Genomic DNA, 25,982 nt, shown 5'->3' with positions numbered 1-25,982 from the left:
CTCAGACCTGGCAGACGGGGCACCGGTACAGCTTGCGGGTCGCCATCTCCTCGACGACGACGGGGGTGCCGCACACCCGGCAGGGCAGGCCGCCGCGGCCGTAGACCCAGTGCCGCAGCGTCGGGTCCGCGCGGGCCTGCTCCCGGCCGGCCGCGTCGAGGTCCTCGCGCGTGAGGATGAGGCCGTCGCGGATGCCGTCGGCGAGCAGCGCCGACCAGTCCCGCCACAGGGCGCGCACCACGTCGGCCGGGACCCGGCGCCCGGGCGTCCACGGGTCCAGGCGCGCGCGGAACAGCAGCTCGGCACGGTAGATGTTGCCGATCCCGGCGACCACGGACTGGTCCATGAGCAGCTGGCCGACCGCGACCGCCCGGCGGGTCACGCGGTCCACGACGACCTCGCCCGCCGCGGTCGGGTCGTCGACGACCTGCGGGTCGGGGCCGAGCCGCTCGCGCGCCAGCGCCGCCTCGTCCGCCGTCAGCACCTCGCACGCGGTGGGCCCGCGCAGGTCCGCGACGACCGACCCGGAGTCGAGCCGGACGCGCACCTGCCCCACGGGCGGCGGCGGCCACGTCGGTGCGTCGGCGACGACGTGCTGCGTCTCACCCTCGCCCATGCGCAACCGCCGCGAGGACGGCGCGGGACCCGTGCCGGAGCCCGGGCGGACGCGGGGGGCGCCCAGGCTCCCCCGCACGTCCTGGCCCGTGCCGAGCGGGCTGACGTCGCCGTAGAGGTCCCACGCGCCGTACAGGCCCAGGTGCACGCGCAGGACGTCCCCGGTGTCGAAGCCGCAAAAGAGCTGCTTGCCGACGGCGGTCGCGCTGGTCATCGTCCGCCCGTCGAGGCGGGCGGCGCCGGCCGCGAACCGGCCCTGCGGGGACGACACGTCCAGCGGCGGGCCGACGAGGTCGAGCGTCATCTGCCGCGCGATGCGGTGAACGGTATGACCCTCCGGCACCGCGCCACCCTACGACGCGCTCCCACCCGCGCGCCCGGCGAGGCCGCACCCGCCCCCGGCGGCGGGCCGTGTGCGAGGGTCGGGGGGTGGACGACGACGTGACGCTGCCCCCGCACCCGCCCACGGCAGCCACCGGACACCCCGCGCCCGCCGGGCACGACCCGCACGTCGTCGCGTCCGACGCGCTGGCGAACCTGCGGGACATCGGTGGGCGGCCCACCGCCGACGGGCGCACCGTGCGGCGCGGGCTCGCCTACCGCTCCGCCGAGCTGCGGGCCCCGGCGATCGCGCACGACCCCGTCGTCACCGCGCTGGGGGTGCGCACCGTCGTCGACCTGCGCACGGGTGCCGAGCGCGCGGTGCTGCCCGACGTGCTGCCCGCCGGCGCACGCGGCCGGCACGCCGACGTCCTCGCCCTGCACCCGCAGGCGCCCGCCGCCGACCTCGGCGAGATCCTGCAGCGCCCGCAGGAGGCCGAGGCCGTGCTCACCGCCCTCGACCCCGCCGCGCAGATGGTCCGTACGTACGTCGACCTGGTCGTCGGCGACGCGGGGCGCGCCGGCTACGCGGCCCTGCTGCGGCACCTGCTCGACCCGACCGGCTCCCCCGTGCTGTACCACTGCACGGCCGGCAAGGACCGCACCGGGTGGGCGACGACCGTGCTGCTGCTCACGGCGGGCGTGGACGAGGCCGGGGCGCGCGCCGAGTACCTCGCGGTGAACCCGGCCGTGCGCGCCATGTACGCGCCGCTGCTGCAGCAGTTCGCGGCCGTGGGTGGTGACCCGGCGCTGCTGGTGCCGCTGCTGGAGGTCCGCGAGGAGTACCTCGACGCGGCGCTGGACGCGGTGGACGCGCACTTCGGCTCGTTCGACGGCTACCTGCGGCAGGGCCTCGGGCTGAGTGACGCCGAGGTCGAGGCGCTGCGCGCGACGCTCACGGCCTGACGCGCGGGGCCAGCCACCACCACGCCGCCAGGCCGGCGGCCAGGCCCCAGAAGGCGGAGCCGACGCCCGCGATCGTCACGGAGCTGGCCGCCAGCAGGAAAGTCACCAGGGCGGGGACGCGGCGGTCGGCAGCCGCGACGGCCACCGTGAGGGCGGCCCCCAGCGCGGGCAGCAGCGCGAGGCCCGCCACGGCCTCGACGAGCCCGGCCGGAGCCGCGTCGACCAGCGCGGTGAGCGTCGGTGCGAGCGCCGCCAGGACGAGGTAGCAGACGCCGGCGGTGCGCGACGCGAGCCAGCGCCGGTCCGGGTCCGGGTGCGCGTCGGACGACGCGGGCAGCGCGGCGGTGATCGCCGCGAGGTTGACGGCGTGCCCGCCCGCGGGCGCGCCGGCCATCGTCCCGACCCCCGTCAGGAGCAGCGCCTCGCGCCACGGCACCGTGTACCCGGCGGACGCCACGACCGCCGCGCCCGGCACGTTCTGCGAGGCCATCGTCACGAGGTACAGCGGCACGGCGACGCCGACGAGCGCGGCCGGGGTGAGCACGGGCACCGTCAGCTCGACGAGCGGGGCGACCAGCGCGGGCGGCCGCCCGTCGGCCGTCGCGACGACGACTGCGACGACGAGCGCCAGCGCGAACGCCGCGGGCGCCGCCCAGCGCGGCGCGACCCGCAGCAGCACGAGCCACAGCAGCACGACGGGTGCGACGAGCAGGGGCGTGGCGACGAGGGCCCGCACGGGCGCGAGGCACAGCGTCAGCAGGACGCCGGCCAGCATGGCCTGGGCCAGCGGGGCGGGGATCGCGGCGACGAGCCGCCCGAGCGGCCGCCACAGCGCGGTGAGGACGAGCAGCGCGCCGCAGACGAGGAACGCGCCGACGGCCGCCGGCCAGCCCCCGGCGACCGCGCCGGTCGCGACGAGCAGCGCCGCACCGGGCGTCGACCAGGCCGACGTCAGCGGCACCCGGTGCCGCTGGCTGAGCACGATGGTGACCAGGCCCTGCACCGCGCACAGGACGACGAGGCCCGACGTCGCCGCGCGGGCGTCGGCGCCGACCGCCCGCAGCCCGGCGAGCACGACCGCGAACGAGCTCGTGAACCCGACGAGCGCGGTGACCAGGCCGACGAGGTGCGGCTGCATCCGTTCCACGCGTCAGCCGGTGAGGGTCGCCAGGAACGCGGTGACCGCGGTCAGGTACGCCGCCCGGGGCGCGTCGAGCGACAGGGCCAGGTCGTGGACGCCACCCTCGACGACGACCTGCCGCACGTCCGCCCCCAGCCGCGGTGCGAGGGCGGCGATCGTCGCGACGTCCAGGACCGTGTCCGCGCCGTCGAGGTCCGGGCCGTCCGGCACGTCGGCGCCCGAGCGCGCCGCGCGCGCCACCAGCACCGGCACCCCGATCTGCAGCCCCCGCGCGACCCGCACCTGCCCCGCCCGCACGGCCGCCAGCCACCCCGCCCGCACGGGCACGCCCTCGGGCCGCTTGAGCGACGCGTCGAAGTCCCAGCGCGCCGCCAGCCGCTCCGCGTACCGCGACGGTGCGGACGCGACCACCCGCAGCGGGGCACGCCGGGCCAGCGGGCGCAGCACGCCGTCCTGCAGGGGCCGCACCCAGGACCGCTCGAACGAGAGGAACGGGCTGTCGAGCACCACCGCGTCCGGGCCGCCGCGGGCGCGGTGCGCGTGCGCCCACAGCGCCGTGACCAGCCCACCGGTCGAGTGCCCGTGCACGACCACCGGCCGACCGGGCCACGTGCGCCGCGCCACCGCGACGGCCTGCGTCAGGTCGGACGCCTGCTCGCGCAGGTCGCCCTGGTAGTGCGGCACGTCACCGGGTCGCAGGGAGCGCCCGGCCCGGCGGGCGTCGAGCGCGAGGAACGCCCAGCCCGCCGCCGCGAACGCGTCGGCGAGGTGCGTGGCGAAGTAGTAGTCGTTGTAGCCGTGCAGGTGCACCACGACGCCGCGCGGGTCGGGCGGGGCGTCGCGCGGCCGGACGAGCGTGAGGACGGGAGCCGCGCCGCCCGCGGCGACCGCGCGGGCCGTCGGCCCGACCGGCGTGGGCCGGCGGCCCGGCAGCGTCCGGGCCAGGTGACCGGGCAGCAGCCGGTCGGGCACCCAGGCGTCGTGGTCCGCGGACGACGTCACGCGTCGACCGTCGCGACGTCCCGCCGCCCCTCGACGCCCAGACCGCGGGGGAACCGGACGGGGGCGAACAGCGCCAGCCCGACGGCGAGGACCGCGACGATCCCGAGCACGCCCCAGTACTGCGCGCCGCCGAGGCCGATCGCGATCGAGAACGCCGCCGGCGCGAGGAACGTCGCCGCCCGGCCGGTCGTCGCGTACAGGCCGAACAGCTCGGTCTCGCGGCCCGGCTCCGCGAGGCGCGCCAGCAGGCCGCGCGACGCCGACTGCGCCGGTCCCACGCACGCCGACAGCACCAGGCCGCCCACCCAGAACGCGGACGTCCCCGCGTCGTGCAGCAGGAAGACGGCCGACCCGGCGACGACCAGCAACGCCAGCGACCACGTGACGAGGCGGCGGGGGCCGTACCGGTCGTCGAGCCAGCCGGCACCGATGGTCGAGGCCCCGGCGACGACGTTGGCGGCGATCGCGAAGACGATGACGTCGCCCGGCGAGAACCCGAACGTCCCGGCCGCGAGCACGCCGCCGAACGTGAACACGCCCGTCAGGCCGTCCCGGAACACCGCGGACGCGACGAGGAACCGCAGGGTCGAGCGCTGCTCGCGCCACAGCTGCGCGATGTGCCGGCCGACGGCCGCGTAGGCACCGACGACGCCGATCCGGGCGGGTGGCGCACCCGGGCGGCGGCGGTCGGGCACCATGACCAGCACGGGGACCGCGAAGGCGAGGAACCAGGCGCCGGCGATCAGCATCGAGACGCGGACGTCGAGACCACCCTCGGAGGTGACCCCGAACCACCCGACCTCCGGCTCGATGAACCCCACGTAGAGGATCACGAGCAGCACGATCCCGCCGACGTACCCGGCGCCCCACCCGATGCCGCTGATGCGCCCGATGGTCCGCGGCCCGCTGATCTGCAGCAGCAGCGCGTTGTACGCCACCGACCCGATCTCGAACGCGATGGTGCCGATCGCCAGCAGCGTCACCCCGAGCCGGACCGCGTCGGCCATGCCCCCCTCGGACGGCTGCACGAACCACAGCGCGAGCACGCACACCCCGACCACCGCGGACGCGACCGCGAGCAGCGGACGCCGCCGCCCGCCCGCGTCCGCGAGCGTGCCCAGCGCCGGTGCGGTCAGCGCGACCAGGAGCCCCGCCGCGGCCAGGCCCCAGCCGAGCCACTGGCTGTGCAGCGCCGTGACGGCCTCGACGTCCGCCCCGGGTTCCGCGAACGAGGCGCCGGTGAGCCAGACCGTGAACACGAACGTCGTGACGACCGCGTTGAACGCGGCCGACCCCCAGTCCCACGCCGCCCAGGCGACGACCTGACGGGCGGCGGGTGCGGGGGCGACGACGTCGCCCGCGGGAGCCTCGGCAGCGGGGTGACCCATGCGCGCAGCGTACGGCCCGGTGGTGGCGCCCAGGTGGACCCCGGACGGGTGAGACGTGGACGGCAGGTCGAGCGCTCGCTACGGTCGCGCGCATGCCCGACCTGCTCCCCTCCTCCGGTGACCTGCTGCTGACGCGCGCGCGGACGTGGGCCTCGCCCGACGCGCCCCTCGCGAACCCGGGCGTCGTGCTGGTGCGCGACGGCGTCGTCCGGCAGGTCGGCGGCGACGTCCCCGCGGACGTCGACCTGCCGCGGGTCGACGTGGGCGGCCGCGTCGTGACGGCCGGGTTCACCAACTGCCACGTCCACCTCACCGAGGGCGTGTGGGCGGGCGCCCGCACGGCACCGGCCGCGCAGCTGCAGGAGGCGCTGGACGACATGCTGCTGCGGCGGGGCTTCACCACGGCGCTCGACCTGGGCTCCGACCCCCGGCACACGTCGGCGGTCGTGCAGCGCATCGCCTCGGGCGACCTGCGCGGGCCGGAGATCCTCACCGCGGGCCCGCCGAACCTGCCGACGCGCGGCGTCCCGTTCTACCTGCGCGACTCCCTGCCCTGGTACGCGCGGCTCGCGCTGCCGTCGCCCGCGAGCGCCGCCGCGGTCCGGCGTGCCGTCGCGCTGCGGCACCGGCGCGGTGCCGCCCTGACCAAGCTGTTCACGGGCTCACCCGTCGAGCGCGACCGGGTCCGCACGATGGACCCGGACGTCGCGCGCGCGGCCGTCGAGGAGTCGCACCGCCTGGGCATGCTCGTGCTCGCGCACCCCACCGACCGGGGCGGCACCCAGGTGGCGGTCCGGGCCGGCGTCGACGCGCTCGCCCACGTCCCGTCCGCTCCCGACGGGACCGGTGACCTGCTGCGCGAGGCCGCGGAGCGCGGCATCCGGCTCGTCCCGACCCTGCACATGTTCGCCGCGACCGTCACGCCGGCCGACAGCTTCATGGGCCCGATCCGCGACGCGCTGCGCACGTTCCTCGCCGCCGGGGGCCGCGTCCTGTTCGGCACGGACGTCGGGTACCTCACCGACCGCGACATCCGCCCCGAGCTCGAGGCGATGGCGGCCTGCGGCATGACGACCCGCGACGTGCTGCGCGCCCTGACCACCGAGCCCGCCGCGTTCCTGCGCCGGGACGACGCAGGCGAGGTGCGTCCCGGGGCGCGCGGCGACCTCACCGTGCTGTCGCACACCCACGGGGACCTGGACCCGGGCGACCTCGCGGACGTCGACCTCGTCGTGCGGGCGGGACGGGTCGTGCACGGCTCCGTCCCCGTGGTCTGAGCGGGCGGTCGCGTCAGGGGCCGAGGTCCGCGGACCGCAACGGCGCCGAGGGCAGCCGGGTGCGGCCGTCGTCGAGGACGACCCACGACCCGTCCCGCACGGCACCGAGCAGGATCACCGACGCCGCGGCGGGCTGCTGCCCCGCGAACGTCCACCACCGGCCGTCGGCCTGCAGGAGCGTCGTGGCACCGTGCACCGCCTCCACCTGCGCAGGCGTCGCCGTCCGCGCCCCGAGCGCCGCCCGCACCGCCGCGGGGCGCGGCAGCCGCAGCCACGCCGCCGGCACCAGGACGAGCGCGAAGAGCAGCCACAGCAGCCCGACCTGCCACCACGCCCGCCCCCAGGTGGCCAGGCCGGCCGTCGCCAGGACCCGCCCCGGGTCCTGCGGGTCGACGACGACGTCGAGGGGGTCACCGGCCCGCAGCTCGTCGTCGCCGGGGAACCGGGCGTCGACGCGCACGTCGCGCCCGTCGACCGTGACCACGAGACGCACGAGGCTCCCGTCGAGCGGGTGGCGCACCACGTCGGCCACCACGGCCGGCCGCACGGGCGCCGTCCGCAGCACCTGGGTGTCGCGCGCCGCGTCCCGCTGCTCGGCGAGCGCCCCGACGACCAGCAGCGGCAGCACCGCGACCGCGGCCACCTGCCGGACCGCTCCCCACCGGCCACGGCGGCGCGCGCGCCGCACCGCCTCGTCCGGCCGCCCGGCCAGCGGCGCCGCGACGACGGGACGCGACGGGTCCGGCAGTGCCGGCTCCGCGTCGACCCGGCGCGTCCGCAGCCAGAGGTACCACGTGCCGGCGACCCAGCCGGGGCCGATCGCCGACGCCAGCTCGCCCGCGTGGTCCGCGAACCACTCGACGCCCCAGACCCGGGGCACCTGCGTGAGGACGGCGAGCAGACCGAGGAACGTCAGCAGGCTCCCGGCCCACCAGCGCAGCGCGGCGCCCCGCCGTGCCCGGGCCGCGGGACGCGTCCCGGACGTCCCGGGCTCGGCAGGGTGCATCCGCGCATTGTGCCGCAGCCCACGGCGGCTCGTGCCGGCGGAGGGCAAGGGATTCGAACCCTTGAGCACGGGGTCACCGCACCAACGGTTTTCAAGACCGCGACTATGCTCCGCGTCCGTGCAGGTCACAGCGCTGACAGTCGCCTGCTGTTCCGCTCCGGTAGCCACTGTTAGCCACACGGCCTGGCTAGCACGGGGACCGCTGGGGTCGCAAGTGTCCCCGCGATCCTCGGCCGTCAGGCCAGGTATGCGTCGAGCGCGCGCATGGCCTGACCCTGTTCTGTGTCGGTCGTCGTGACGTACAACTGGGTGATCGCGATGGTCGAGTGGCCCATGATCTCCTTCACGACCGAGAGCGGGACGCCGGCGCGAACGAGGTTCGACGCGGCGGTGTGGCGAGCGGCGTGAACGTTGCGACCCACCCTGCTGATGCCCGCGCCACGGAGCGCGTCGTGCCACCGGCTGTTGTCGAGCCCTTCGCTGATGTGCCCTCCACCGGTTGACCGGAAGACGAGATCAGCGTCCGCGACTGTCAACGACAGGGGAATCCGGAGCGGACGGTCGTTCGGGGTGACACCCTTCCGCCGACACCACAGCCTGGCCAGCGCTACGAGGTCGCTGATCGGACGAACAACCGTGCGGGTCGCGGGAAGTAGCGGGTAGGCGGTGGGGTGCACGCCCTTCGCGCGCACCCCACCATCCCCGCTCGTTCGCGAACGCCTACTTCTTCGAGTCGCTACCAGTCTGTGCTGACGGCACTGAGCCCGGGGCTGGACCGGTGGGAACGACGGGCAGTTGGCCTGCGGGCGTGCTCGGGGTGATGTATCCGCCCTTTTCCTGGATCGACGGATCGGGGTGCGGGCGCGCCGGCTCGCTACGGGGTCGCTTCTCAGTCATTCCTTCATCTCCAAGAACTCGATGAACTCGATTTGGTCCCAGCGAAGCAGCAGACCAGTCGGGCCAGCGGACAGCGGGCGACCGGCCGAATCGGTCTTCCATTCCCCGGTAAGCGGGTCGACCTGCAGCTGCTGCGCAAGGTAGAGATCCTGCTCCTCCGGGTACCCAGCAGCGTACGACCGGGTTCCGTCATCGAGGGTGCCGTACATCCCGCCAAGCCACGCCCCGGACACGGTCTTCGCTCGGACGAGGCCCTGCCGCCCGTGGCGCCACAGGTAGTCCCACGCACGGGGCTCCGGAGCTTCGCCGACGACGGCGGACGCCCATCGCCATCCGCAGCGGCGACCCCAGCCGACGAGCGCTCCGGCTCCAGCTGGGATCAAGACGTACGCCAGCGCGATGCCCTCAAGCAGGAGCGGATGGACGTCGCCAGTCGCCAGTCGCTGCGTCAGGACCAGCTCCTGGTAGAGGATGTACGCCGGTCCGGAGAAGACTGCGACGAAGACGGCGGAGGCCGCGGTGAACCTGACGAGACGGTCGGACAGGCTGACCCCGAACGCCCCCGTCCACCGCTCGACGGCGAACGTGTAGACGGCGCCGGGGAGCACCGCGACAAGGGTTACGGCGAGAGCCTCGACCGTGTCCATCAGGAAGCGGCGTCAGGGTGGTCGCTTGCCGCCCGACGGATCGCCTCCGCGAAGGGCACATCCTGGGCACGCGCGCTCTCACTCAGCGCAGCGAACGGGACCATGGCGTCGTGATCCTCGCCTCGGGCTCGCATCCATGCGACCCACGCGTCGTGTACGTCCTCGTCGGTAACGGTCCGGCCCTTAGCGCGAACCAGGACCGCGTAGAGCAGGAACAGGTGCTCGCTGTCAGGGGGAACGTCCACGTCGCTCGGGATGTGGGTTCGGACAGCAGCAGCGACATCGTCGAGGTACATCATCCCCACCCTATGTAGTAGCCGAGAGCGACGTTGAGCCCCGCGAAGGCGAGCGGCACCACTCGCTCGACGGTGCCAAGCTCGGCGTAGCGCGGACGCCACCACTTCACCGGGTCACGCTTGAGCGAGATCCACTCGTCGCTGAAGACTTGGTGCGGCAACTGGGCCTCGATGCGGCAGATCACCTCGTACTTCGCGCGGTTCAGGTCTCGGTAGCTGCGGAGCAGCAAGTACCACGTGGTCGCGGTCACGAGTCCCGCGGAGCACACCGCCACCAGAACCCATCGGTCCGGAGCCGAGGCGCCGGCGGTGAGGAATCCCAAGACGGCCACGAGTGCGCTCTGCAGGGAGACGAAGTAGGTGTTCGCGTTGCCGCGTCGCGCCGACACCCGGTCGGCCATCTCAGCGGCAAGCTTGTACTGGTCAAGGGTCGCGGGATCGCGGCCCTCTGTCGGGTGACTCACCGACTTCCACCGACCAGCGACTTCAGGTCGTCCCACGTCCACCTGTAGAGCTTGTCGGACGAGCGGGCGGAGGTCGGCTTCGTACACGTGCCCTGCGTCCGTCCCCACAGCAGGAAGTACGGCTTGCCCTCCTCCTGGGCGATGCTCACCTCCGCGGCGACACCGGTGGCGGTGTGGGTCCGCAGGCCGCAGATCACGGCAACCACGTCGCTCGCGCGGATGCGGCGCCGCGCCTCGTCCCGCCACGTCGGAGAGGCGATCTTGATCGACCAGTCGGCGATGTCAAATGGTGCGTTCGGGTTGGCTGCCTGCCCAACGAGCAGAGTCTTCAAGTCGGAGTCGTTGTCGTAGTCGAAACTGATGAAGACCCTCGTCTTCGCCATGTCCAGCACCCTCCTGCTCGCCGCGTCACCGTGCCCCGACGATCTCACGACAGTGGAGCGTCACGGGGGCGAACTACCGTGCGCCGCCCAGCGCGAACGGCGCATGATCACCGCGCACGCCGCACGGCCAGGTGCGCTGACAGCCAGCGTGGGCCGCTGCGAGGATTCGACCCATGACGCACGAGCTGCAGGTGACCACGAGCCCTCGGTCCACATGGCTATGGGCGGCTAGCGACGCTGACGCAGCCGAAGTCCGCGCGCTGCTCGACGCCGGCGCGCACTTCTGGGTGCCCGCGTACCGGTACGGGAATGAAGTCGCCCGCGTCACCGACGTCGAGATCGGCGCGACCGCGCTCGACGCATGCGAGACGTTGACTGCGTCGGGTTGGGTGCTGCGGTGGCACCCCGACCAGCACCCGCTCAACCGTCGCAACACCTTGCTCGGTCTACCGATCGCCCAACCGGAGTGAGCGGGGCTTCTCGCCGACGAGGTGTCGTCCGGCGCTAGCTCGGCCGGCGCTCGACCCGTTCCTCGCGCTGGGCTCTGAGGCGATCCGCTCGAGGACCGACAGAGCTGTGACGGCGTCACGAGAAATCGTCTCGGTCCACCCCCCAGTCCCTGGTGTGTCCAGGGCGCTCAGGTACGGCGGGATGCCGAGCTCGGCCCTCCACCAGTTCTTGATGGCGCGTTCGACGTCGGCCGCGTCTTGGCCCCGTTCGAACCGGCTGAGCGCGAGTACTGCCCACCCGGCGGCCTGAAACGCCGCCAGGCGGGTAGTCCCGACGTTCGTGATGCCGATCTTGTAGGCGTTCAGCGCCGCGTGCTCAAGGAAGTACAGGTAGCCGGGACGCGCCGGGTTGAAGCCGTGCTCAGCGCACCCGGGGCAGCCCTGCCCGTGGCTGCGGTTGGGTCTGCTGCACGAGTAGGTGACAGTCGGTCTCAGGCGGCGAGTGCGACCTGAGGGGTGTTGATCGTCTCGTACTCAATGGGCGTCAGTCGACCGAGACGGTGCTGTCGGCGGCGGCGGTGGTAGGTCCTTTCGATCCAGGTGACGATGGCGATCCGCAGGTCCTGCCGAGTGGCCCAGCGGCGCCGGTTGAGCACGTTCTTCTGCAGCAGGGAGAAGAAGCTCTCCATGGCGGCGTTGTCGCCCGCCGAGGCGACCTGGCCCATCGACCCGACCAGGTCGTGGCGGTCCAGGACGCGGGCCACTTTCCGGCTGCGGAACTGGCTGCCGCGGTCGCTGTGAACCACGCACCCGGCCACGTCGCGGCGTCGCCGCACCGCGCTGAGCAGCGCGTCTACCGCGATCTGGGACGTCATCCGGTAGTTGATCGAGTATCCGACGATCCGGTTGGAGTACACGTCCTTGATCGCGCAGAGGTAGACCTTGCCCTCGTTCGTGGGGTGCTCGGTGATGTCCCAGAGCCACAACCGGTTCGGCGCGTCGGCCCTGAACTGGCGCAGCACGAGGTCGTCGTGGGCCGGCGGGCCGGCCTTCTTGCCACCGCGGCTGCGCTTCTTGCCGAACGCCGACCACCAGCCGTTGTCCGAGCAGATCCTCCAGACGGTTCGGTCGCAGGCGACCAGCCCAGCGCGGGCGGCCTCGTCAGCCAGGAGCCGGTGACCGAACTCCGGGTCATCGCGGTGGGCGTCGAACAGCGCGTTCGCGAGATATGCCTGCTCGACCTCACGGGTCGTCACGGGCTCGGCGAGCCAGCGGTAGTAGGGCTGTCTGGCGAGCTTGAGGACCCGGCACGTCACCGCGACGGGGACCCCGTCGGCAGCGAGCTCGCTCACGAGCGGGTAGAGCCTTTTCCCGGCAGGTGCGCCTGGGACAAGTACGCCGCTGCGCGGCGCAGGACCTCGTTCTCCTGCTCCAGGAGTCGGATCCGCCGGTTCGCCTCTCGCAGCTCGACCGACTCCGAGCGGGTCACCCCGGGCCGGTTGCCGTCCTCGACGTCCGCGGCGCGCATCCAGTTGCGCAGGCATGAGTCGGAGATCCCGAAGTCCTTCGCGATCTGCGACAGCGGAGCCTCTCCGCGGCGGGCCACGGCCACGACGTCGTCGCGGAACTCCTTCGGATGGGGTCTGGGCACGGTGCACATCCTTCCAGCGGGGACCCTCGTCCCCACAGGTCAGGTGTCACCTACTCGTGCAGCAGACCCAAGACCTCCCGGCGTGGAGTGGAGCTGCTGAGGTTCCGCTCGACGACCAGGAGGTCTTCGTGTCCCACGCTAACGCTGCTCTGACCCCGGTGATGCGCCTGCGCATCGCTCGTCTGATCGTCGATGAGGGTTGGCCGGTCGCTCGGGCGGCCGAGTGGTTCCACGTGTCGTGGCCGACCGCAAAGCGGTGGGCCGACCGCTACGCCGCGATGGGCGCCGAAGCGATGGGTGATCGTTCGAGTCGCCCGCACCGGGTCGCCAACAAGACCCCGCAGCACCAGGTGCGCCGGGTAGTGCACCTGCGCTGGAAGATGCGGCTGTCCCCGATCGAGATCGGCGCCCGCCTGGGCATGCCGGCCTCGACCGTGCACGCCGTGCTGACCCGCTGCCGGCTCAACCGGCTCTCCCATGTCGACATCCGCACCGGTGAACCGATCCGTCGCTACGAGCACCCGTACGCCGGGGCGATGATCCACGTCGACGTCAAGAAGCTCGGCAACATCCCCGACGGTGGCGGCTGGCGGTTCGTCGGACGCCGACAAGGCAACCGGCACCGCGCCGCGACCCCGGGCGCCAACCGGAACGTCTACGGGCAGCCGAAGCTCGGCACCGCGTTCGTTCACACCGTCATCGACGACCACTCCCGGGTCGCCTACGCCGAGATCCACGACGACGAGACCGCGACCACCGCCGTCGGGGTGCTGCGTCGGGCGGTGTCCTGGTTCGCTGCCCGCGGGGTGAGCGTCGAACGCGTCCTGTCGGACAACGGGTCGGCCTACAGGTCTCACGCCTGGCGCGACGCCTGCGCCGAGCTGGGCATCAGCGTCAAGAAGACCCGCCCCTACCGCCCGCAGACCAACGGGAAGATCGAGCGGTTCCACCGCACCATGGCCGCGGGGTGGGCGTTCGCCCAGCACTACAAGTCCGAGACCGCTCGCCGCAAAGCCCTGCCAGGATGGCTTCACCAGTACAACCACCACCGGCCCCACTCAGCCATCGGCAAGGTCCCGCCCAACACGCGGTTGACCAACCTGCCTGGGCAGTACAGCTAGTCGAGATGTCCCGGTTCCGGACTACCGACCACTCCGGCAGCCATGTCGGTAGCCGCAGTGCGAGCCGTTTCGTTAGCCAAAGGTTAGCCACACGAGTCTGGTGGCGTCCGTCACCGTATAGACCTCAAGGCAGCGCCTCGACCTCTCCATATACGCACCTGACCTGCACGTTCACACCACTCGCGGAGGGCAAGGGATTCGAACCCTTGAGTGCGGGGTCACCGCACCAACGGTTTTCAAGACCGTCGCTTTCGGCCGCTCAGCCAGCCCTCCCGTGCCGCCGGACGAGCCGACGGCGGCGTCGAGTCTCCCACACCGAGGTCGCCCGCCGTCCACCGCGCAGCGGGGCCACCCGGCCACGGGCAGGCCGAGCACCCACACCTCCAGACCGCCGCGGGAGCGGACGCGCCACCGGTGCGCGCCGCGGCGGTAGACGCGCATCGTCGTGCTGCGCCCGTCCGCCTCGAAGGCCTCGAGGACCGACCCGTCCACGAGCACGTCGCACCCCGCGGCGGCGGCCCACACCACGACCTCCCCGTCGTCGTCGACGAGCGCGACCTCGATCCCGTCGGCGGACCGCGCCCACCACGCCACCTCGTCGGTGACCAGCCGCGCACCCGCGTCGTCGCGGGCGACGGCCAGCGGACGGGCGCGCAGCGCGTCGAGCTCGGCCGCGGGACGCACGCCGACGCTGCCGTCGGGTCCGGGCACCAGCTCGCGCGGGAACGTCAGCAGGCCCGCCCAGCCCGCCGCCTCGACCTCGTCGGCCGGCCGGCCCAGCGGACCGTCGCCGCGGCCCTCCCACGACCAGCCCCACACCAGCACCCGCCCGTCGGGGGCGACGCACGCCTGCGGCGCGTAGACGTCCGGGCCGCGGTCGAACGGCGCGGACGACGCCACGACGAACCGCGGCACGTCCCCCGCGAGGTCCAGGTCGCCGGTGAACGTCGTGACCCCCAGCCGCTCGGGACCGGCACCGCGCTCGAACCACGACACGAGCAGCACCCACACCCCGCCGACCTGCACGAGCTGCGGGCACTCCCACACCTGCCCCGGCGCGTCCAGGCCGTCCGGCACGTCCCCCGCGGCGACCAGCGTGCCCAGCAGCCGCCAGTCGTCGAGGTCGGCGACGTCGTACACCAGCACGGCGCCACCGCCCGGGGTCCCCGCGCCCTGGATCCCGAGGCGCCGGCCGTCCACGGTCAGCAGGAACGGGTCGCGCACCTCGACCACCCCCGGCAGCGCGGGGTGCGGCGCCGCGAGCCGGTCGGGCTGCACCCAGCGGCCGTCCGGCCCGCGCCTGGCGACGGCGACGCCCGCGCTCGCCGCGGTGTCGCGCACCGCGCTGTACACCAGGGCGACGTCACCGGCGTCGGCGACCGCGACCCCGCTCCACGCCCCGCCCGCGTCGAGCATGCCCGGGCGCGGTGCCAGCGCGGTCGGCTCGTGGTCCCAGCGCAGCAGGTCCGGCGAGCTGGCGTGCCCCCAGTGGATGTCCCCCCACACGGACGCGCGCGGGTTCCACTGGTACATCACGTGCCAGCGCCCGTCCCACCAGCCGATGCCGTTGGGGTCGTTGATCCAGCCGCGCGGCGCACGGACGTGCCACCGCGGGTCGTGCGGGTCGGGGGTGGGAGACGTCATGACCCCAGTCTCGGTGACCCGGGCCGCGCGGACCTGCCGGGTGCGCACCCCGCGCCGCGTCAGCCCCACCAGCCGGCGGGGCGCCCCGGGCTGAGCACGACGAGCCCGGCGGCGCCCGCGGCGCGCGCCGTCGCGGGGTCGTACGTCGCGATCGCCCGGACCCCGACGTGCGCCAGCGCGGCACCCACGTGCAGCGCCGCGAACGGCCCGAGCCCCGGCGGCAGCAGCACGGCGCGGCGCAGGGCCTGGTCGGACAGGCGCATGGTCGGCAGCCGCGTCAGCGCGTCGAGCACCGCGAGCGTCGCGTCGACGCCCAGCATGCCCGCCGTGACCCGTGCCTCCAGCACCGAGACACCGGACACCACGGCGGCCGGCTCGTGCTCCGCCGCCCAGCCCGCCCACGCACGCGCCTCGGGGGCCACCGGCAGGTAGCGGCTCAGCGCCGAGCCGTCGACGTAGACGCTCGCCACCGGGTCGCGCGCCAGCAGGACCTCCGCGTCGAGGGCCGTCCGTGGAGCGGGCACGACACCATCCTGACCCCGCGGGCGCCCGGCCACCCGGTCGGGGACGCGCGAACGGCCGGCCCCCGTGGGGGTCCGGCCGTTCGCGTGCGCTGCGGTGCTCACCGCTGGCGCAGGCGCTCCATGGCGAGCTGCACGAGTGCGATGAGAGCCTGCTTGGTCGCCGCCCGCGACCGCGCGTCGGTGTAGAGCACCGGCACGTGGGCGGGGATGGCGAGGGCCTCACGGACGTCGTCCAGCTGGTGCTTGGCGATCCCGTCGAAGCAGTTGACGCCGACGACGAACGGGATGCCCCGCGACTCGAAGTAGTCGACGGCCGGGAAGCACTGGTCCAGGCGGTCGGTGTCCACGAGCACGACGGCGCCGATCGCGCCGCGCACCAGGTCGTCCCACATGAAGAGGAAGCGGTCCTGGCCCGGGGTCCCGAACAGGTACAGCCACAGCGAGCCCGGCAGCGCGATGCGACCGAAGTCCATCGCGACCGTCGTGGTCGTCTTGCGGTCCGACACACCGCCGGCGTCGTCGACGCCCACGGAGTGCTCGGTCATGGCTGCTTCGGTGTTGAGCGGCTCGATGTCGGAGATCGAGCCGATGAAGGTCGTCTTGCCGACGGCGAAGCCGCCTGCGACGACGATCTTGACGACAGTGGGTGCGACTGCGCCCGCGGTCCCCGCCGGAGCGGCGACGGCGGCGTCAGAGGGCGGAAATGCCATTGAGAACACTCTCCAGCACGCTCAGGGACAGGGCGGGGCTTTCACCGGTGTTGACCTCGACCGGCTGTGAGGTGTGCACACGCACAGAGTTCGCGTCGGTGAGGTCGGACACGAGGATCCGAACCACACCCAGCGGCAGATGGAGGAGCGCCGACAGCTCGGCGACCGAGATGTACCCGGCCGACGCGTGCTGGATGATCGCGCGCTTCTCGGGCGTCAGCCCCGTGCTGGCCACGGCACCCGGCATCACCTCGACCAGTGCCTCGAGAGGCAGGTCGGAGCGGGCCGAGCGCACGCGGCCGCCGGTCACGGCATACGGCCGGACCGTTCGGGCCTCGTACTCGACGTGTTCGCTCATCGCAGCCGGCCTCAGGCGACGGGCGCCCGGGTCGCACCGTCGATGGGCAGCTGGCCGCGCATCTCGGAGATGAGCTGCGGGGTCAGCGTGGCCTCGGTGCGCGAGACGAGCATCGCCATCTCGTAGCCGATGAGGCCCACGTCGCACGTCGCCTCGGCCACCACGGCGAGGACGGAGCCGTTGGAGACGCTCATCAGGAACAGGAACAGGTTGTCCATCTCGATGATCGCCTGGCGCACCTCCCCCGCACGGAGCTGGCGCGCTGCGCCACGGGTGAGGCTCGACATGCCCGAGACGATCGCCGCGAGCTGGTCGCCGCTGGTGCGGTCGAGCTGCTCCGACATCGCCATGAGCAGACCGTCGGCCGACACCACGAGCGTGTGGCGAGTGCCGGGCACGGTCCGGACGAAGTTGTCCAGGAGCCAGCCGAAATTGGCTGCCTCGGTGCTGAGCGCGGTCACACTTCCTCCTTCATGGTGCAGTCTGAGCCGACTGCGGGCGGGGTGTCCACGGTGACACACGGGCCACCGAGGTTTCGGGTTCGTCGGATCACGAGTGGTCACCGTCCTGGGGGCCGTGAGCCGCGCGACGTCCACGCGACGTACCGGTCTGGAAGCTGGACAAGCGAGAACGCAGCTGATCGGCGTCACGCTGGACGGGGCGCTCCTCGACGGGTGCCGGTGCGGCGGGAACCGCGCTCGGCACTCGCTTGGCGAGTCGCTCCGAACCGCCCGCTCCCACGGCACTGGGCCGGTACGCGGACAGCTGGCTGAGCTCGGAGAGAGCCTGCTCCTGGATGTCCGAGCGGAGGGCGAGCATCGCTGCCACCTCGTCGTCGAGCGTCCCCACGCGAGGCGCGGCCGACGGCGGGACGGACGGGTGCGGAACCGTCGAGGCGGGTGCGGGCTGACGCCCGGCCCACTCCGGCGGCGACCAGGAGGGCGCGGGACGCGCTTCCTGGACGACGGGGGTCGCGGCCGACTGCGGCGACGGGGGCGCCGACCACGCGGGCGCCTCCCAACCGTTGGCGGCCGGTGCCTGGGCGGCGGGTGCGGCGGAGGCCCCGTCGGGGCCCCACGCCGACGTGCGGACGGGGGTGCGGGACGCGGCAGCTGCCGGCGCCTCGTCGACCACGTCGCCGTCGTCCTTCTTGCGGCTGAAGAAGGCGCCCCACCGACGCTTCGGCTTGTCGTCCGACGGTGCGACCAGGTCGCTGAACGCCGGTGCTGCGGCCGCGGCCGGTGCGGGTGCCGAGGTCGGCTGCCACGCGGGTGCCACCGGAGCGGCGGGTGCCTGCGCGACCGGAGCCGGGGCGACGGGCGCCGGGGCGACGGGCGCCTGCGCGACCGGGGCGACCGGGGCCGAGTCGACCGGCGCGAACATCTGCGTCGGCTGGTCGGGTGCGGCGGACCGGGTCCACGCGGGCGTGGACGGACGCCACTGCTCGGTGGTCGGCTCCGCGGCCGGGGCGGCCTGCGCCACCGGGGCCACGGGCGCCTGCTGGTCCTGCCAGGTCGGCGCCTGCCACGTGCTCTGCTCGGGCTCGCGGGCCGGCGCAGGGGCCGTCTCGAACGCCGGCGGCGTCACGGCGGCGACCGGCGCCCAGGGCGCGGCCACCTCCTCCTCAGCCTCCGGCTCGGCCTCGACCTCGACCTCGTGCTGCTCGAAGGTCGAGCTGTCAGCGGCGGGTGCCGACCAGGCCGGCTCCGCATGGCGGGTCGGCTCCGGGACCACCGGGAGCGCCCCGGTGTGCCAGGCCCGTGCCTCGTCGAGCGAGCGCTCGAAGGGCACGTACGGGGCCGTGTACTGCAGCGCCGGACGGTCGCTGCTGCCGGCCCAGCCGGAGTAGCCGCTGTAGGACGTGAACGAGGGCTCCGGCTCAGGCTGCGGCTCGGGCTGCGCGGGGGTGCTCTCCCAGGCGGCCGGCTCGTCCTGGGTCCAGGTCGACGTCTCGTCGCCGGCGGCGGGCAGCTCGGACTCGGCTGCGGGCTGCGCCCACGGCGCCGGCTGGTCCCACGCGGCGGCGGGAGCCTGCTGCTCGTCCCACGACGCGGCGGGAGCCTGCTGCTCGTCCCACGACGCGGCGGGAGCCTGGGGCTCCTCCCACGACGCGGCTGGAGCCTGGGGCTCCTCCCACGACGGGGTCGGGGCCTGGGGCTCGTCCCACGCGGCGGCAGGTGCCTGCTGCGGCGCCTCCCACGACGCGGCGGGAGCCTGCGGCTCCTCCCACGCGGCGGGCGTCGCCGGCCCGGTGTCCTCGGCGTGCGTGGCGTCCTGCGCCCACGGCGCCGGCTCCGCCGGGCTCGCCTGCCACGGCTCCTCGGCCAGGGTCGGTGCCCAGGTCTGCTCGTCGCTCTGGGGCGCGGTCCAGGAGTCGGTGTCAGGCGCGCTCCACTGCTCGACCGGGGCCTCGTCGGACCCGGCGGCGGGCGCCTGCGGCGACGCGCCACGGCTCGGCAGTCCGCTGCTGAGGTCGCGCCACGACGGCACGGGCCAGCCGGAGTCGCCGGCGGGGGCCGCCGACGTGGCGGACTCCTCCGACTCCTCGGGCTCGAGGGACGGCACGACGAACCCGTTCGGGCTCTGCGCGGGCGGCGCCTCGGGCACGTCACGGCCGCTGCGGAATCCGGAGAACAGCCCGGCACGGGCGGCCGGGTCGGCCGGCGCCGAGGAGGCGGGACGCGCGTCGTCCTGCTGCGGCTCGCTGGCCCACGCCGACGTCGCGGCGCGGGAGCGGGTCGGCAGACCGGCCCGCAGCGGGGTGGCGGCGACCGCGGGGGCCCACTCGCCGGTGTCGACCGAGAGCTCGGGCGACAGCCGCGTGTCCGGGGCGACGGGCAGGACGATGTTGTCCTCGTCGAAGGTCTTGCGGGACCGCGAGGGCAGCCCACCGGGAGACGCACCGTTGATCACCGGGACCGGGATCGGGTCGTCGTCGCTGCTCGCTGCCGGGGCGGCGGGCTGCGTGACGGGCGCGGCACCGGTGTCGTCACCGCGACGGCGTCGCGGCAGACCCAGCGACGTCTCGCCGTCGGTCAGCTCGGCCAGGTCGACCGCACGGACCTCGGGGATCTCGATCTCGGGCAGGCCGGACGACTGGACGGGCGCCGCGCTGGGCGGGAGCGCTCCGTACGCGTTGACCTCGTTGGCCGAGAACAGCGTGCTCGGGAACTGCACGAAGGCCTCGGTCCCGGTCCCGCCGACGCGCTTGCGCAGCGTCACCTCGGCGCCGAGGCGCTGGGCGAGGCGGCCGACGACGAACAGGCCCAGGCGCTGGGCACCCAGCGCGTCACCGGCGGACACCGAGATGATCTTGCGGTTGGCCGCCTCGATCTCGGCCTCGGTCATCCCCAGGCCCTGGTCGGTGATGCGCACGACCACCGAGGCACCGGACACGCCCGTGCTCACGACGACCGGCGTCTCCGGCTCGGAGAAGACCGTGGCGTTCTCGAGGATCTCGGCGATGAGGTGGGCGGCCGACAGGGCGTTGAAGCCCAGCATGTGCGGGTCGACCTGCAGGTCCAGCTGGACCCGGTCGTACTGCTCGATCTCGGACGAGGCCGTGCGGATGACGTCCGACAGCGGCATCGCGTCCCGCAGGCGCCGACCGGAGTCGATGCCGGCGAGCACGAGGAGGGACTCCGCGTTGCGGCGCATCCGGGTGGCGAGGTGGTCGAGGCGGAACAGGTTGGCCAGCGTCCCGGGGTCCTCCTCCGCCCGCTCGAGCGAGTCGATGAAGGACAGCTGCCGGTTGAGCAGGACCTGGTCACGGCGGGCGACGTTGACGAACATCTCCGCGATGGAGCCACGCAGGGCCGCCTGCTCCTGGGCGACCTGCACGGTCGTCGCGTTCACCGCGTTGAACGCCTGCGCCAGGCGGCCGACCTCGTCGCTCGAGCGGACGGGGATCGGTGCGAGCGTGATCTCCGGGCCCTCGCCGGGGGTCGCCACCTGCTCGACCAGGCGGGGCAGCTGCTCGCGGACGTCGGCGGCGGCGCTGGTGAGGCGACGCAGCGGGATGACGATCGAGCGGGAGACCGTGACGGCGAAGAGGAAGGACACGACGAGCGCGAGGAGCGCGAGGGCGACGGTGATGAGGGCCCTGTCACGGGCCTCGCCCACACCGGCGTCGGCGACCACGTCGGCGCCGGCGAGCACGCCGGTGTTGACCTCGCTGAGCATGGTCATCTGGTTCGTGGTCTGCGTCGTCCACGAGACCGTGTCGATGGTCGCGACGGCGCCCACCGAACCCTGCGTGAACAGGGCGCGCATGGAGAGCAGGGTCGCGGTCGGGTCACCGGAGCTGACGGCGAGCCCGTCGATGCCGAGGCCGGCGACCGCGAGACGGGCGCGCTCACGCGCCAGCTCGGTGGCGGTGGTCTCGGACTGGAACCGCCGCGCGAGGGCGGGGCTGTCGACGACCGCGCTCTTGAGCTCGATACCGGTGACGTACTCGTTGACGAGCGCGTCGCTGAGCAGGGCCAGCTCGCGGTTCGCGGTGATGTACTCCGCCAGGTCGCGGTCGCGCAGGGAGTTCGCCACACCCTCCATGACGCGCATCTGCCCGTCGAGGATGTCCTGGAACCCGTTCTTGATGATGACCCGCTGCGCGTTGTCGTCGATGCGCTGACGCAGCTGGGGCAGGGCGGTCCGATAGGACTCCTGCTGGTCGCGGAACTCCTTGACCACCGCGTCGGGGAACTCGCTGAGGTCGAGGTCGGCCGTGACCTCACGCGTGTCCGCGAGCGCGCTGTCCGTCACCTGACGCGCGCCGGCCACCTGTTCCGGTGTCGCACCCGTCAGGGACAGGATCCGCTCCTGCTGGAACGCCGCCGTCAGCGGGCTCAGCGCATCGAGCGTGCGCACCACGGTCTGGGTCGCTCTCGCGTACCGAAGGTCCTGGATCGCGCCGTACGAGATGTACGTACCGGCCACGAGCAGGACGATCATGGGCACGGCGAGGACCGCCAGGACCTTGGCACGGATGCCGAGCCGTCGCAGCATGTCGATCCTTTCCCTTCGCCCGACGTCGGACGCTGGCTGTACCGCTCGCGTCCGTCATGCAACCACCGCCGGTGACTGCCGTCTGCGCTTCATCGGTACCTGGACACCGGACCATTAGCCCGCGCGCCGAGTTTGCCACGGACCTCACCCCTCCCGATACGCCATGTACGACGCAAAACGGTCGTGCGTGCACGGACTGCCCCGGCGCGCCTGCGTGCCTTCACCCGGTCCCCCGCCCTACGGTGCGTGCCGTGCGTGCCGTCGTCGTGTCCTCACCGGGCGGACCGGACGTGCTGCGCGTCGAGCAGGTCCCCGACCCGGTTCCCGGGCCCGGCGAGGTCCTGGTGGAGGTCGAGGCTGCGGGCGTCAACCGCGCTGACCTGCTGCAACGTGCGGGTCACTACCCGCCGCCCCCTGGCGCACCCGCCTGGCCGGGTCTCGAGGTGGCGGGCATGGTGCTGGCGGTGGGGCCGCCGGACGTCCGGGCCGACACCCCGGGGGCGGCCGCGTCGGGCGGGGTCGTGCCCCGTGTCGGCGATCGCGTCGCCGCCCTCCTGGGGGGCGGAGGTTACGCCGAACGAGTGACGGCGAACGTTTCCCAGACGCTCCGCGTCCCCTCCGGGAGCGGGATCGAGGACCCGGCGGCCCTGCCCGAGGCCCTCGCGACCGTCTGGTCGAACCTGCGCGCCGCGGCGCTCGCACCGGGGCAGACGCTGCTCGTGCACGGCGGGTCGGGCGGTGTCGGGTCGGTGGCGGTCCAGCTCGCGCACGTGCTGGGGCACCGGGTGCTCGCCACGGCCGGCGGCGCGGAGCGCTGCGCGCGCGTGCGCGGGCTCGGGGCCGACGTCGTCGTCGACCACCGGACGCAGGACGTCGCGCAGGCCGTGGCGGACGCGACCGACGGGCGCGGCGTCGACGTCGTCCTCGACGTGCTGGGCGGCCGGGCCCTGCGGTCGAACGTGGAGCTGCTGGCCGAGGGCGGGCGGCTCGTCGTGATCGGCCTGCAGCAGGGGCGCCGCGGCGAGCTCGACCTGCCGGCGCTCATGGCGCGGCGCGGGTCCGTGATCGCGACGACGCTGCGGGACCGGCCGGCGGCGCAGAAGGCGGCGATCATGGCGGACGTGCGCGAGCACGTGTGGCCCCTGGTCCTGGACGGTCGCGTCCAGCCCGTCGTGCACGCCCGGGTCCCGCTGGCCGACGCGGCGCGCGCGCACACGATGCTCGAGTCCGGCGAGGTCTTCGGCAAGCTCCTGCTGGTCCCCTGAGTCGAGGGGCTCAGCCGAGCAGCCCCGCGGCGAGCGCCGGTGCGAGGGCGGGCGTCAGCGGCAGCCGCGGGATCAGCGTGGCCTGCACCGCGTGGTAGAGGTCGGCCTTGCCGGCCCACACCGTGCGCGAGACCCGGTTGTCCGGCCCGAGCTCGTGCCACCAGGACCCGCCGTCGCGGTCCAGGACGTGCTCGCCGACGTAGTCCCACCACTGCGTGTAGAGGTCGTCGTAGCGGGCGTCGCCGGTGGCGGCGTGCAGCGCGGCGGCGGCCGCGATCGCCTCGGCCGCCACCCAGTGCATGCGCTCGCGCACGACCGGCCGCCCCTGCCAGTCGACGGTGTAGACGAAGCCCGGGGCACCGTCGACGTCCCAGCCCTCGCGCGCCGCCGCGTCGGCCAGTGCCACCGCGTCGTCGAGCAGCCACGCCGGCACGTCGTCCCCGCGGGCCTGCAGCGCGGCGCGCGCGTGCAGGGTGAGGCGCGCCCACTCGAACCCGTGCCCCACGGTCGCGCCGTAGGGGCGGAACGGGTGCGCCGGGGTGTCGGCGTTGTACTCGAGGTCGGCGGTCCACGTGGCGTCGAAGTGCTCGGGGATGCGCCAGGCGTTGCCGCGGGCGAAGCCGTGGACGACCCGCTCGACGACCCGCACGGCGCGGTCGAGCCAGCGCCGGTCCCCCGTGACGTCGGCGGCGGCGAGGTACGCCTCGACGGTGTGCATGGCGGCGTTCACACCGCGGTACGGGTCGAGGTCCGTGAACGTGCGGTCCCACTCCTCGACGACCATGCCCGCGTGCTCGTCCCAGAACCAGCTGTCCTGCGCGGCCAGCGCCTCGTCGAGCAGCGCCCGCGCGCCGGGGCGCCCGGCGGCGGTCGCGCTGGACGCCGCGAGCACCACGAACGCGTGCGGGTACGCCGCCTTGGTCGTGTCGCGCGGTGTCCCGTCGACGTCGACCTCGGCGAACCAGCCGCCGTGCTCGTCGTCGTGGAACAGGCCCGCCAGGGCGGCCAGGCCGTGGTCGACGAGCGCCGCGGCGCCCGGCCGGCTGGCGAGGTGCGCGAGCGCGTACACGTGCGTCATGCGGCACGTGATCCACAGCTCCACCGGCCCGGGCAGCGGCCGCCCGACGTCGTCGAGACGGGCGAAGCCCCCGGACGCGCGGCGCGACGCCCGGCCGAACTCCCACAGCCGGTCCGTCTCCGCCTCGAGCCAGCGACCGTGCGCCGGTGTGCTCAGCCACGCCATGCGTCCACCCTAGCCAGCGGCCGCCCGGCGAGGGCTGCGGCCCGCGGCCGTCTCGACGATGATGTGCGGGTGGACCACGGCGAGCACCGCGACGAGCAGACCACCGACCCGGCCGCAGGGGGCGACGCCCGCGGCGACGGCACCGCGGCACCGGCCCCGCGGGTCGTCGTCGTGCCGCCGCAGGATGCCGCCGACGGGTCGGCGCCGGGTCGTGACGAGGACCTGGCGGGCATGGTCGGGCAGCCCGCCAAGGTCATGCGGATCGGCACGATGATCAAGCAGCTGCTCGACGAGGTGCGCTCGGCGCCGCTCGACGACGCGGCGCGCGCCCGGCTGGCCGAGATCCACGAGCGGTCGCTGCACGAGCTCGAGGAGGGCCTGTCCCCCGAGCTCCTCGCCGAGCTGCACCGCATCACGCTGCCCTTCACGGAGGACACCGCGCCGTCCGACGCCGAGCTGCGGATCGCCCAGGCGCAGCTGGTGGGGTGGCTCGAGGGCCTGTTCCACGGCATCCAGACCGCGCTCGTCGCGCAGCAGATGGCCGCGCAGGCGCAGCTGACGCAGATGCGCCGCGCGCTGCCGCCCGGTCACGCCCCCGGGCCGGGCGGGTTCCCGGTGCCCGCGGCGGGCCCCGACGCCCCGGACGACCTGCGGCCGTCGACCGGCCAGTACCTGTAGGGCGTCCGTCAGGCGCTGTCCGCGCGGGCCGTCAGCGCGATCGCGCCGGACACCAGGACCAGGCCGACCAGCTCGAGACCGTGCGGCCACTGCCGCAGCATGACGGCCCCGACGACGGTCGCGGTGGCCGGCAGCAGCGCGAGCAGGATCGCGAAGGTGGCCGAGCTGACGCGGCGCAGCACGACCTGCTCCAGCGCGTACGGCACGACGGACGAGCACACCGCGATCGCGACGACGATCCCCGCGAGCCGGGCGTCGACGAGCACGGGGCCGGAGCCGGCGACGAAGAACGGGGACAGGACCAGCGCCCCGGCGGTCATCGCGACCGCGAGCCCGCTGGCCCCCGGTGCCCCGGCGCGCGCGACCCGACGGCCCAGCACGATGTACGCGGCCCAGCACGCGGCTGCGACGCCGATCGCCACGAGGCCCGTCGTCGCGCCGGGCCCGGCGTCGAGGCTCACACCCGCCAGCAGCACGACGCCGACGGCCGCGATCGCGATCGCCGCGCGCTCCCGCACGCCGGACCCCGTCACCGCGGCCACGGCCACCGGGCCGATGAACTCCAGGGCGACCGCGGTCCCGAGCGGCAGGTGCTCGATCGCGATGTAGAAGGTCACGTTCATCGTGGCCAGGACGACCCCGAACAGCGCGGTGACCGCCAGGCGCCGCGGTTCCCAGAGCTCGCGCACGCGCCACGGCCGGCGCCAGGCCAGCAGCAGGACCGCCGAGACGGCGACCCGCAGCCACGCGACGTTGCCCGCGGGCAGCACCGCGAACAGCCCCACCGCGAGCGCGGCCCCGGCGTACTGCGTCAGCCCCGAGACGACGAACAGCGCGGGTGCGGGCACCCGGCCAGGCTACGACGCCCCCACCCCCCCACCCCCACCCCCACCCCCCCTCCGCCCCGTGAAAGAGCAATCCAGCCCACCCCA

At 74.3% G+C, this 25,982-nt stretch carries 24 protein-coding genes, 2 tRNA genes and 1 pseudogene; 6 read left to right on the top strand and 21 right to left on the bottom strand.

Going from position 1 to position 25,982, the window contains the following annotated elements; all coding sequences use genetic code 11:
• Position 1: 1 nt before the first annotated feature.
• Entirely contained in the window at positions 2-958 is a 957-nt protein-coding gene (locus tag Cph01nite_RS12680; protein WP_203674714.1) for an Fpg/Nei family DNA glycosylase, read from the bottom strand.
• 86 nt (positions 959-1,044) lie between these two features.
• Here Cph01nite_RS12680 and Cph01nite_RS12675 point away from each other — a divergent pair, with 86 nt between their 5' ends.
• Positions 1,045-1,902 carry a tyrosine-protein phosphatase gene (locus Cph01nite_RS12675; protein WP_239069241.1) on the top strand — a complete coding sequence of 286 codons (858 nt, stop codon included), beginning with the start codon at positions 1,045-1,047 and terminating at the stop codon, positions 1,900-1,902.
• On the opposite strand, the gene Cph01nite_RS12670 is transcribed toward Cph01nite_RS12675, so the two are convergent.
• Genes Cph01nite_RS12670 through Cph01nite_RS12660 form a run of 3 tightly spaced genes read right to left on the bottom strand, consistent with a single transcriptional unit; the run spans position 1,892 to position 5,433 of the window.
• The gene (locus Cph01nite_RS12670) at positions 1,892-3,040 is read right to left on the bottom strand and encodes a benzoate/H(+) symporter BenE family transporter (RefSeq protein ID WP_203674851.1); all 1,149 of its coding nucleotides are present in this window, start codon (positions 3,038-3,040) and stop codon (positions 1,892-1,894) included. The genes Cph01nite_RS12675 and Cph01nite_RS12670 overlap by 11 nt on opposite strands.
• 12 nt (positions 3,041-3,052) lie before the next feature.
• On the bottom strand, positions 3,053-4,045 hold the full coding sequence (locus tag Cph01nite_RS12665; RefSeq protein WP_239069240.1) for an alpha/beta fold hydrolase: 993 nt from the start codon (positions 4,043-4,045) through the stop codon (positions 3,053-3,055).
• A complete protein-coding gene (locus Cph01nite_RS12660) occupies positions 4,042-5,433 on the bottom strand; it encodes an MFS transporter (RefSeq protein ID WP_203674710.1) in 1,392 nt (463 codons plus the stop codon). The genes Cph01nite_RS12665 and Cph01nite_RS12660 overlap by 4 nt, the downstream gene beginning before the upstream one ends.
• Positions 5,434-5,525: 92 nt before the next feature.
• Here Cph01nite_RS12660 and Cph01nite_RS12655 point away from each other — a divergent pair, with 92 nt between their 5' ends.
• A complete protein-coding gene (locus Cph01nite_RS12655) occupies positions 5,526-6,710 on the top strand; it encodes an amidohydrolase family protein (protein ID WP_203674709.1) in 1,185 nt (394 codons plus the stop codon).
• A 13-nt stretch (positions 6,711-6,723) separates the two neighbouring features.
• On the opposite strand, the gene Cph01nite_RS12650 is transcribed toward Cph01nite_RS12655, so the two are convergent.
• From Cph01nite_RS12650 to Cph01nite_RS12620, 7 genes are all read right to left on the bottom strand, one after another.
• Positions 6,724-7,716, bottom strand: a complete 993-nt coding sequence (locus Cph01nite_RS12650; protein ID WP_203674707.1) for a hypothetical protein — start codon at positions 7,714-7,716, stop codon at positions 6,724-6,726.
• Between the two features lie 38 nt (positions 7,717-7,754).
• Positions 7,755-7,896: transfer RNA gene (locus Cph01nite_RS12645), tRNA-Ser, on the bottom strand.
• A gap of 56 nt (positions 7,897-7,952) precedes the next feature.
• Entirely contained in the window at positions 7,953-8,408 is a 456-nt protein-coding gene (locus Cph01nite_RS12640) for a tyrosine-type recombinase/integrase (protein ID WP_203674705.1), read from the bottom strand.
• A 201-nt stretch (positions 8,409-8,609) separates the two neighbouring features.
• Positions 8,610-9,260, bottom strand: a complete 651-nt coding sequence (locus tag Cph01nite_RS12635; RefSeq protein ID WP_203674703.1) for a DUF6338 family protein — start codon at positions 9,258-9,260, stop codon at positions 8,610-8,612.
• Entirely contained in the window at positions 9,260-9,556 is a 297-nt protein-coding gene (locus tag Cph01nite_RS12630) for a DUF7701 domain-containing protein (RefSeq protein WP_203674701.1), read from the bottom strand. The genes Cph01nite_RS12635 and Cph01nite_RS12630 overlap by 1 nt, the downstream gene beginning before the upstream one ends.
• Complete coding sequence (locus tag Cph01nite_RS12625; RefSeq protein WP_203674699.1) at positions 9,556-10,020, bottom strand: RipA family octameric membrane protein; 465 nt, start codon at positions 10,018-10,020, stop codon at positions 9,556-9,558. Before Cph01nite_RS12625 ends, Cph01nite_RS12630 begins: the two co-directional genes overlap by 1 nt.
• On the bottom strand, positions 10,017-10,403 hold the full coding sequence (locus Cph01nite_RS12620) for a TIR domain-containing protein (RefSeq protein WP_203674697.1): 387 nt from the start codon (positions 10,401-10,403) through the stop codon (positions 10,017-10,019). The genes Cph01nite_RS12625 and Cph01nite_RS12620 overlap by 4 nt, the downstream gene beginning before the upstream one ends.
• Before the next feature lie 173 nt (positions 10,404-10,576).
• Here Cph01nite_RS12620 and Cph01nite_RS12615 point away from each other — a divergent pair, with 173 nt between their 5' ends.
• On the top strand, positions 10,577-10,873 hold the full coding sequence (locus Cph01nite_RS12615; RefSeq protein WP_203674695.1) for a hypothetical protein: 297 nt from the start codon (positions 10,577-10,579) through the stop codon (positions 10,871-10,873).
• Between the two features lie 470 nt (positions 10,874-11,343).
• Here Cph01nite_RS12615 and Cph01nite_RS12610 read toward each other — a convergent pair.
• Positions 11,344-12,503, bottom strand: a protein-coding gene (locus Cph01nite_RS12610) for an IS3 family transposase (RefSeq protein WP_203674693.1) whose coding sequence is annotated in 2 segments (ribosomal slippage) — positions 11,344-12,222 and positions 12,225-12,503 — 1,158 coding nt in all. Because the reading frame shifts where the segments join, the coding sequence is not laid out codon by codon here.
• 128 nt (positions 12,504-12,631) lie between these two features.
• Here Cph01nite_RS12610 and Cph01nite_RS12605 point away from each other — a divergent pair.
• A complete protein-coding gene (locus Cph01nite_RS12605) occupies positions 12,632-13,624 on the top strand; it encodes an IS481 family transposase (RefSeq protein ID WP_203674849.1) in 993 nt (330 codons plus the stop codon).
• 183 nt (positions 13,625-13,807) lie between these two features.
• Here the strand turns inward: Cph01nite_RS12605 and Cph01nite_RS12600 are convergent.
• The 7 genes and pseudogenes from Cph01nite_RS12600 to Cph01nite_RS12570 all read right to left on the bottom strand — a co-directional run bounded on the left by Cph01nite_RS12600 (position 13,808) and on the right by Cph01nite_RS12570 (position 21,864).
• Positions 13,808-13,897 (bottom strand) — tRNA-Ser (locus tag Cph01nite_RS12600).
• A gap of 447 nt (positions 13,898-14,344) precedes the next feature.
• Positions 14,345-15,268, bottom strand: a pseudogene (locus Cph01nite_RS19375) (glycoside hydrolase family 32 protein); the annotation flags it as partial.
• A gap of 59 nt (positions 15,269-15,327) precedes the next feature.
• On the bottom strand, positions 15,328-15,792 hold the full coding sequence (locus tag Cph01nite_RS12590; protein WP_203674691.1) for a hypothetical protein: 465 nt from the start codon (positions 15,790-15,792) through the stop codon (positions 15,328-15,330).
• 98 nt (positions 15,793-15,890) lie between these two features.
• A complete protein-coding gene (locus tag Cph01nite_RS12585) occupies positions 15,891-16,502 on the bottom strand; it encodes a GTP-binding protein (protein ID WP_013118385.1) in 612 nt (203 codons plus the stop codon).
• Entirely contained in the window at positions 16,483-16,860 is a 378-nt protein-coding gene (locus Cph01nite_RS12580) for a DUF742 domain-containing protein (protein ID WP_089798658.1), read from the bottom strand. The genes Cph01nite_RS12585 and Cph01nite_RS12580 overlap by 20 nt, the downstream gene beginning before the upstream one ends.
• A gap of 11 nt (positions 16,861-16,871) precedes the next feature.
• Positions 16,872-17,321: a roadblock/LC7 domain-containing protein gene (locus Cph01nite_RS12575; RefSeq protein WP_203674689.1), complete on the bottom strand. Its 450-nt coding sequence runs from the start codon at positions 17,319-17,321 to the stop codon at positions 16,872-16,874.
• An 88-nt stretch (positions 17,322-17,409) separates the two neighbouring features.
• Positions 17,410-21,864: an ATP-binding protein gene (locus Cph01nite_RS12570; RefSeq protein ID WP_203674687.1), complete on the bottom strand. Its 4,455-nt coding sequence runs from the start codon at positions 21,862-21,864 to the stop codon at positions 17,410-17,412.
• Positions 21,865-22,115: 251 nt separating this feature from the next.
• Here Cph01nite_RS12570 and Cph01nite_RS12565 point away from each other — a divergent pair, with 251 nt between their 5' ends.
• Entirely contained in the window at positions 22,116-23,129 is a 1,014-nt protein-coding gene (locus Cph01nite_RS12565; protein ID WP_203674685.1) for an NAD(P)H-quinone oxidoreductase, read from the top strand.
• 10 nt (positions 23,130-23,139) lie between these two features.
• On the opposite strand, the gene Cph01nite_RS12560 is transcribed toward Cph01nite_RS12565, so the two are convergent.
• Positions 23,140-24,372, bottom strand: coding sequence for an AGE family epimerase/isomerase (locus tag Cph01nite_RS12560; protein WP_203674683.1), 1,233 nt, complete (start codon positions 24,370-24,372; stop codon positions 23,140-23,142).
• A gap of 63 nt (positions 24,373-24,435) precedes the next feature.
• Here Cph01nite_RS12560 and Cph01nite_RS12555 point away from each other — a divergent pair, with 63 nt between their 5' ends.
• Positions 24,436-25,050: a bacterial proteasome activator family protein gene (locus Cph01nite_RS12555; RefSeq protein WP_373307580.1), complete on the top strand. Its 615-nt coding sequence runs from the start codon at positions 24,436-24,438 to the stop codon at positions 25,048-25,050.
• An 8-nt stretch (positions 25,051-25,058) separates the two neighbouring features.
• Here Cph01nite_RS12555 and Cph01nite_RS12550 read toward each other — a convergent pair whose 3' ends face one another.
• Positions 25,059-25,898 (bottom strand): EamA family transporter, encoded by an 840-nt coding sequence (locus Cph01nite_RS12550; protein WP_203674681.1) that lies wholly within the window; start codon positions 25,896-25,898, stop codon positions 25,059-25,061.
• Between the last annotated feature and the right edge of the window lie 84 nt (positions 25,899-25,982).

This window comes from Cellulomonas phragmiteti, from assembly GCF_016862775.1.
Taxonomy (GTDB): Bacteria; Actinomycetota; Actinomycetes; order Actinomycetales; family Cellulomonadaceae; genus Cellulomonas; species Cellulomonas phragmiteti.
This window is presented reverse-complemented; position numbering and strand designations above follow the sequence as displayed.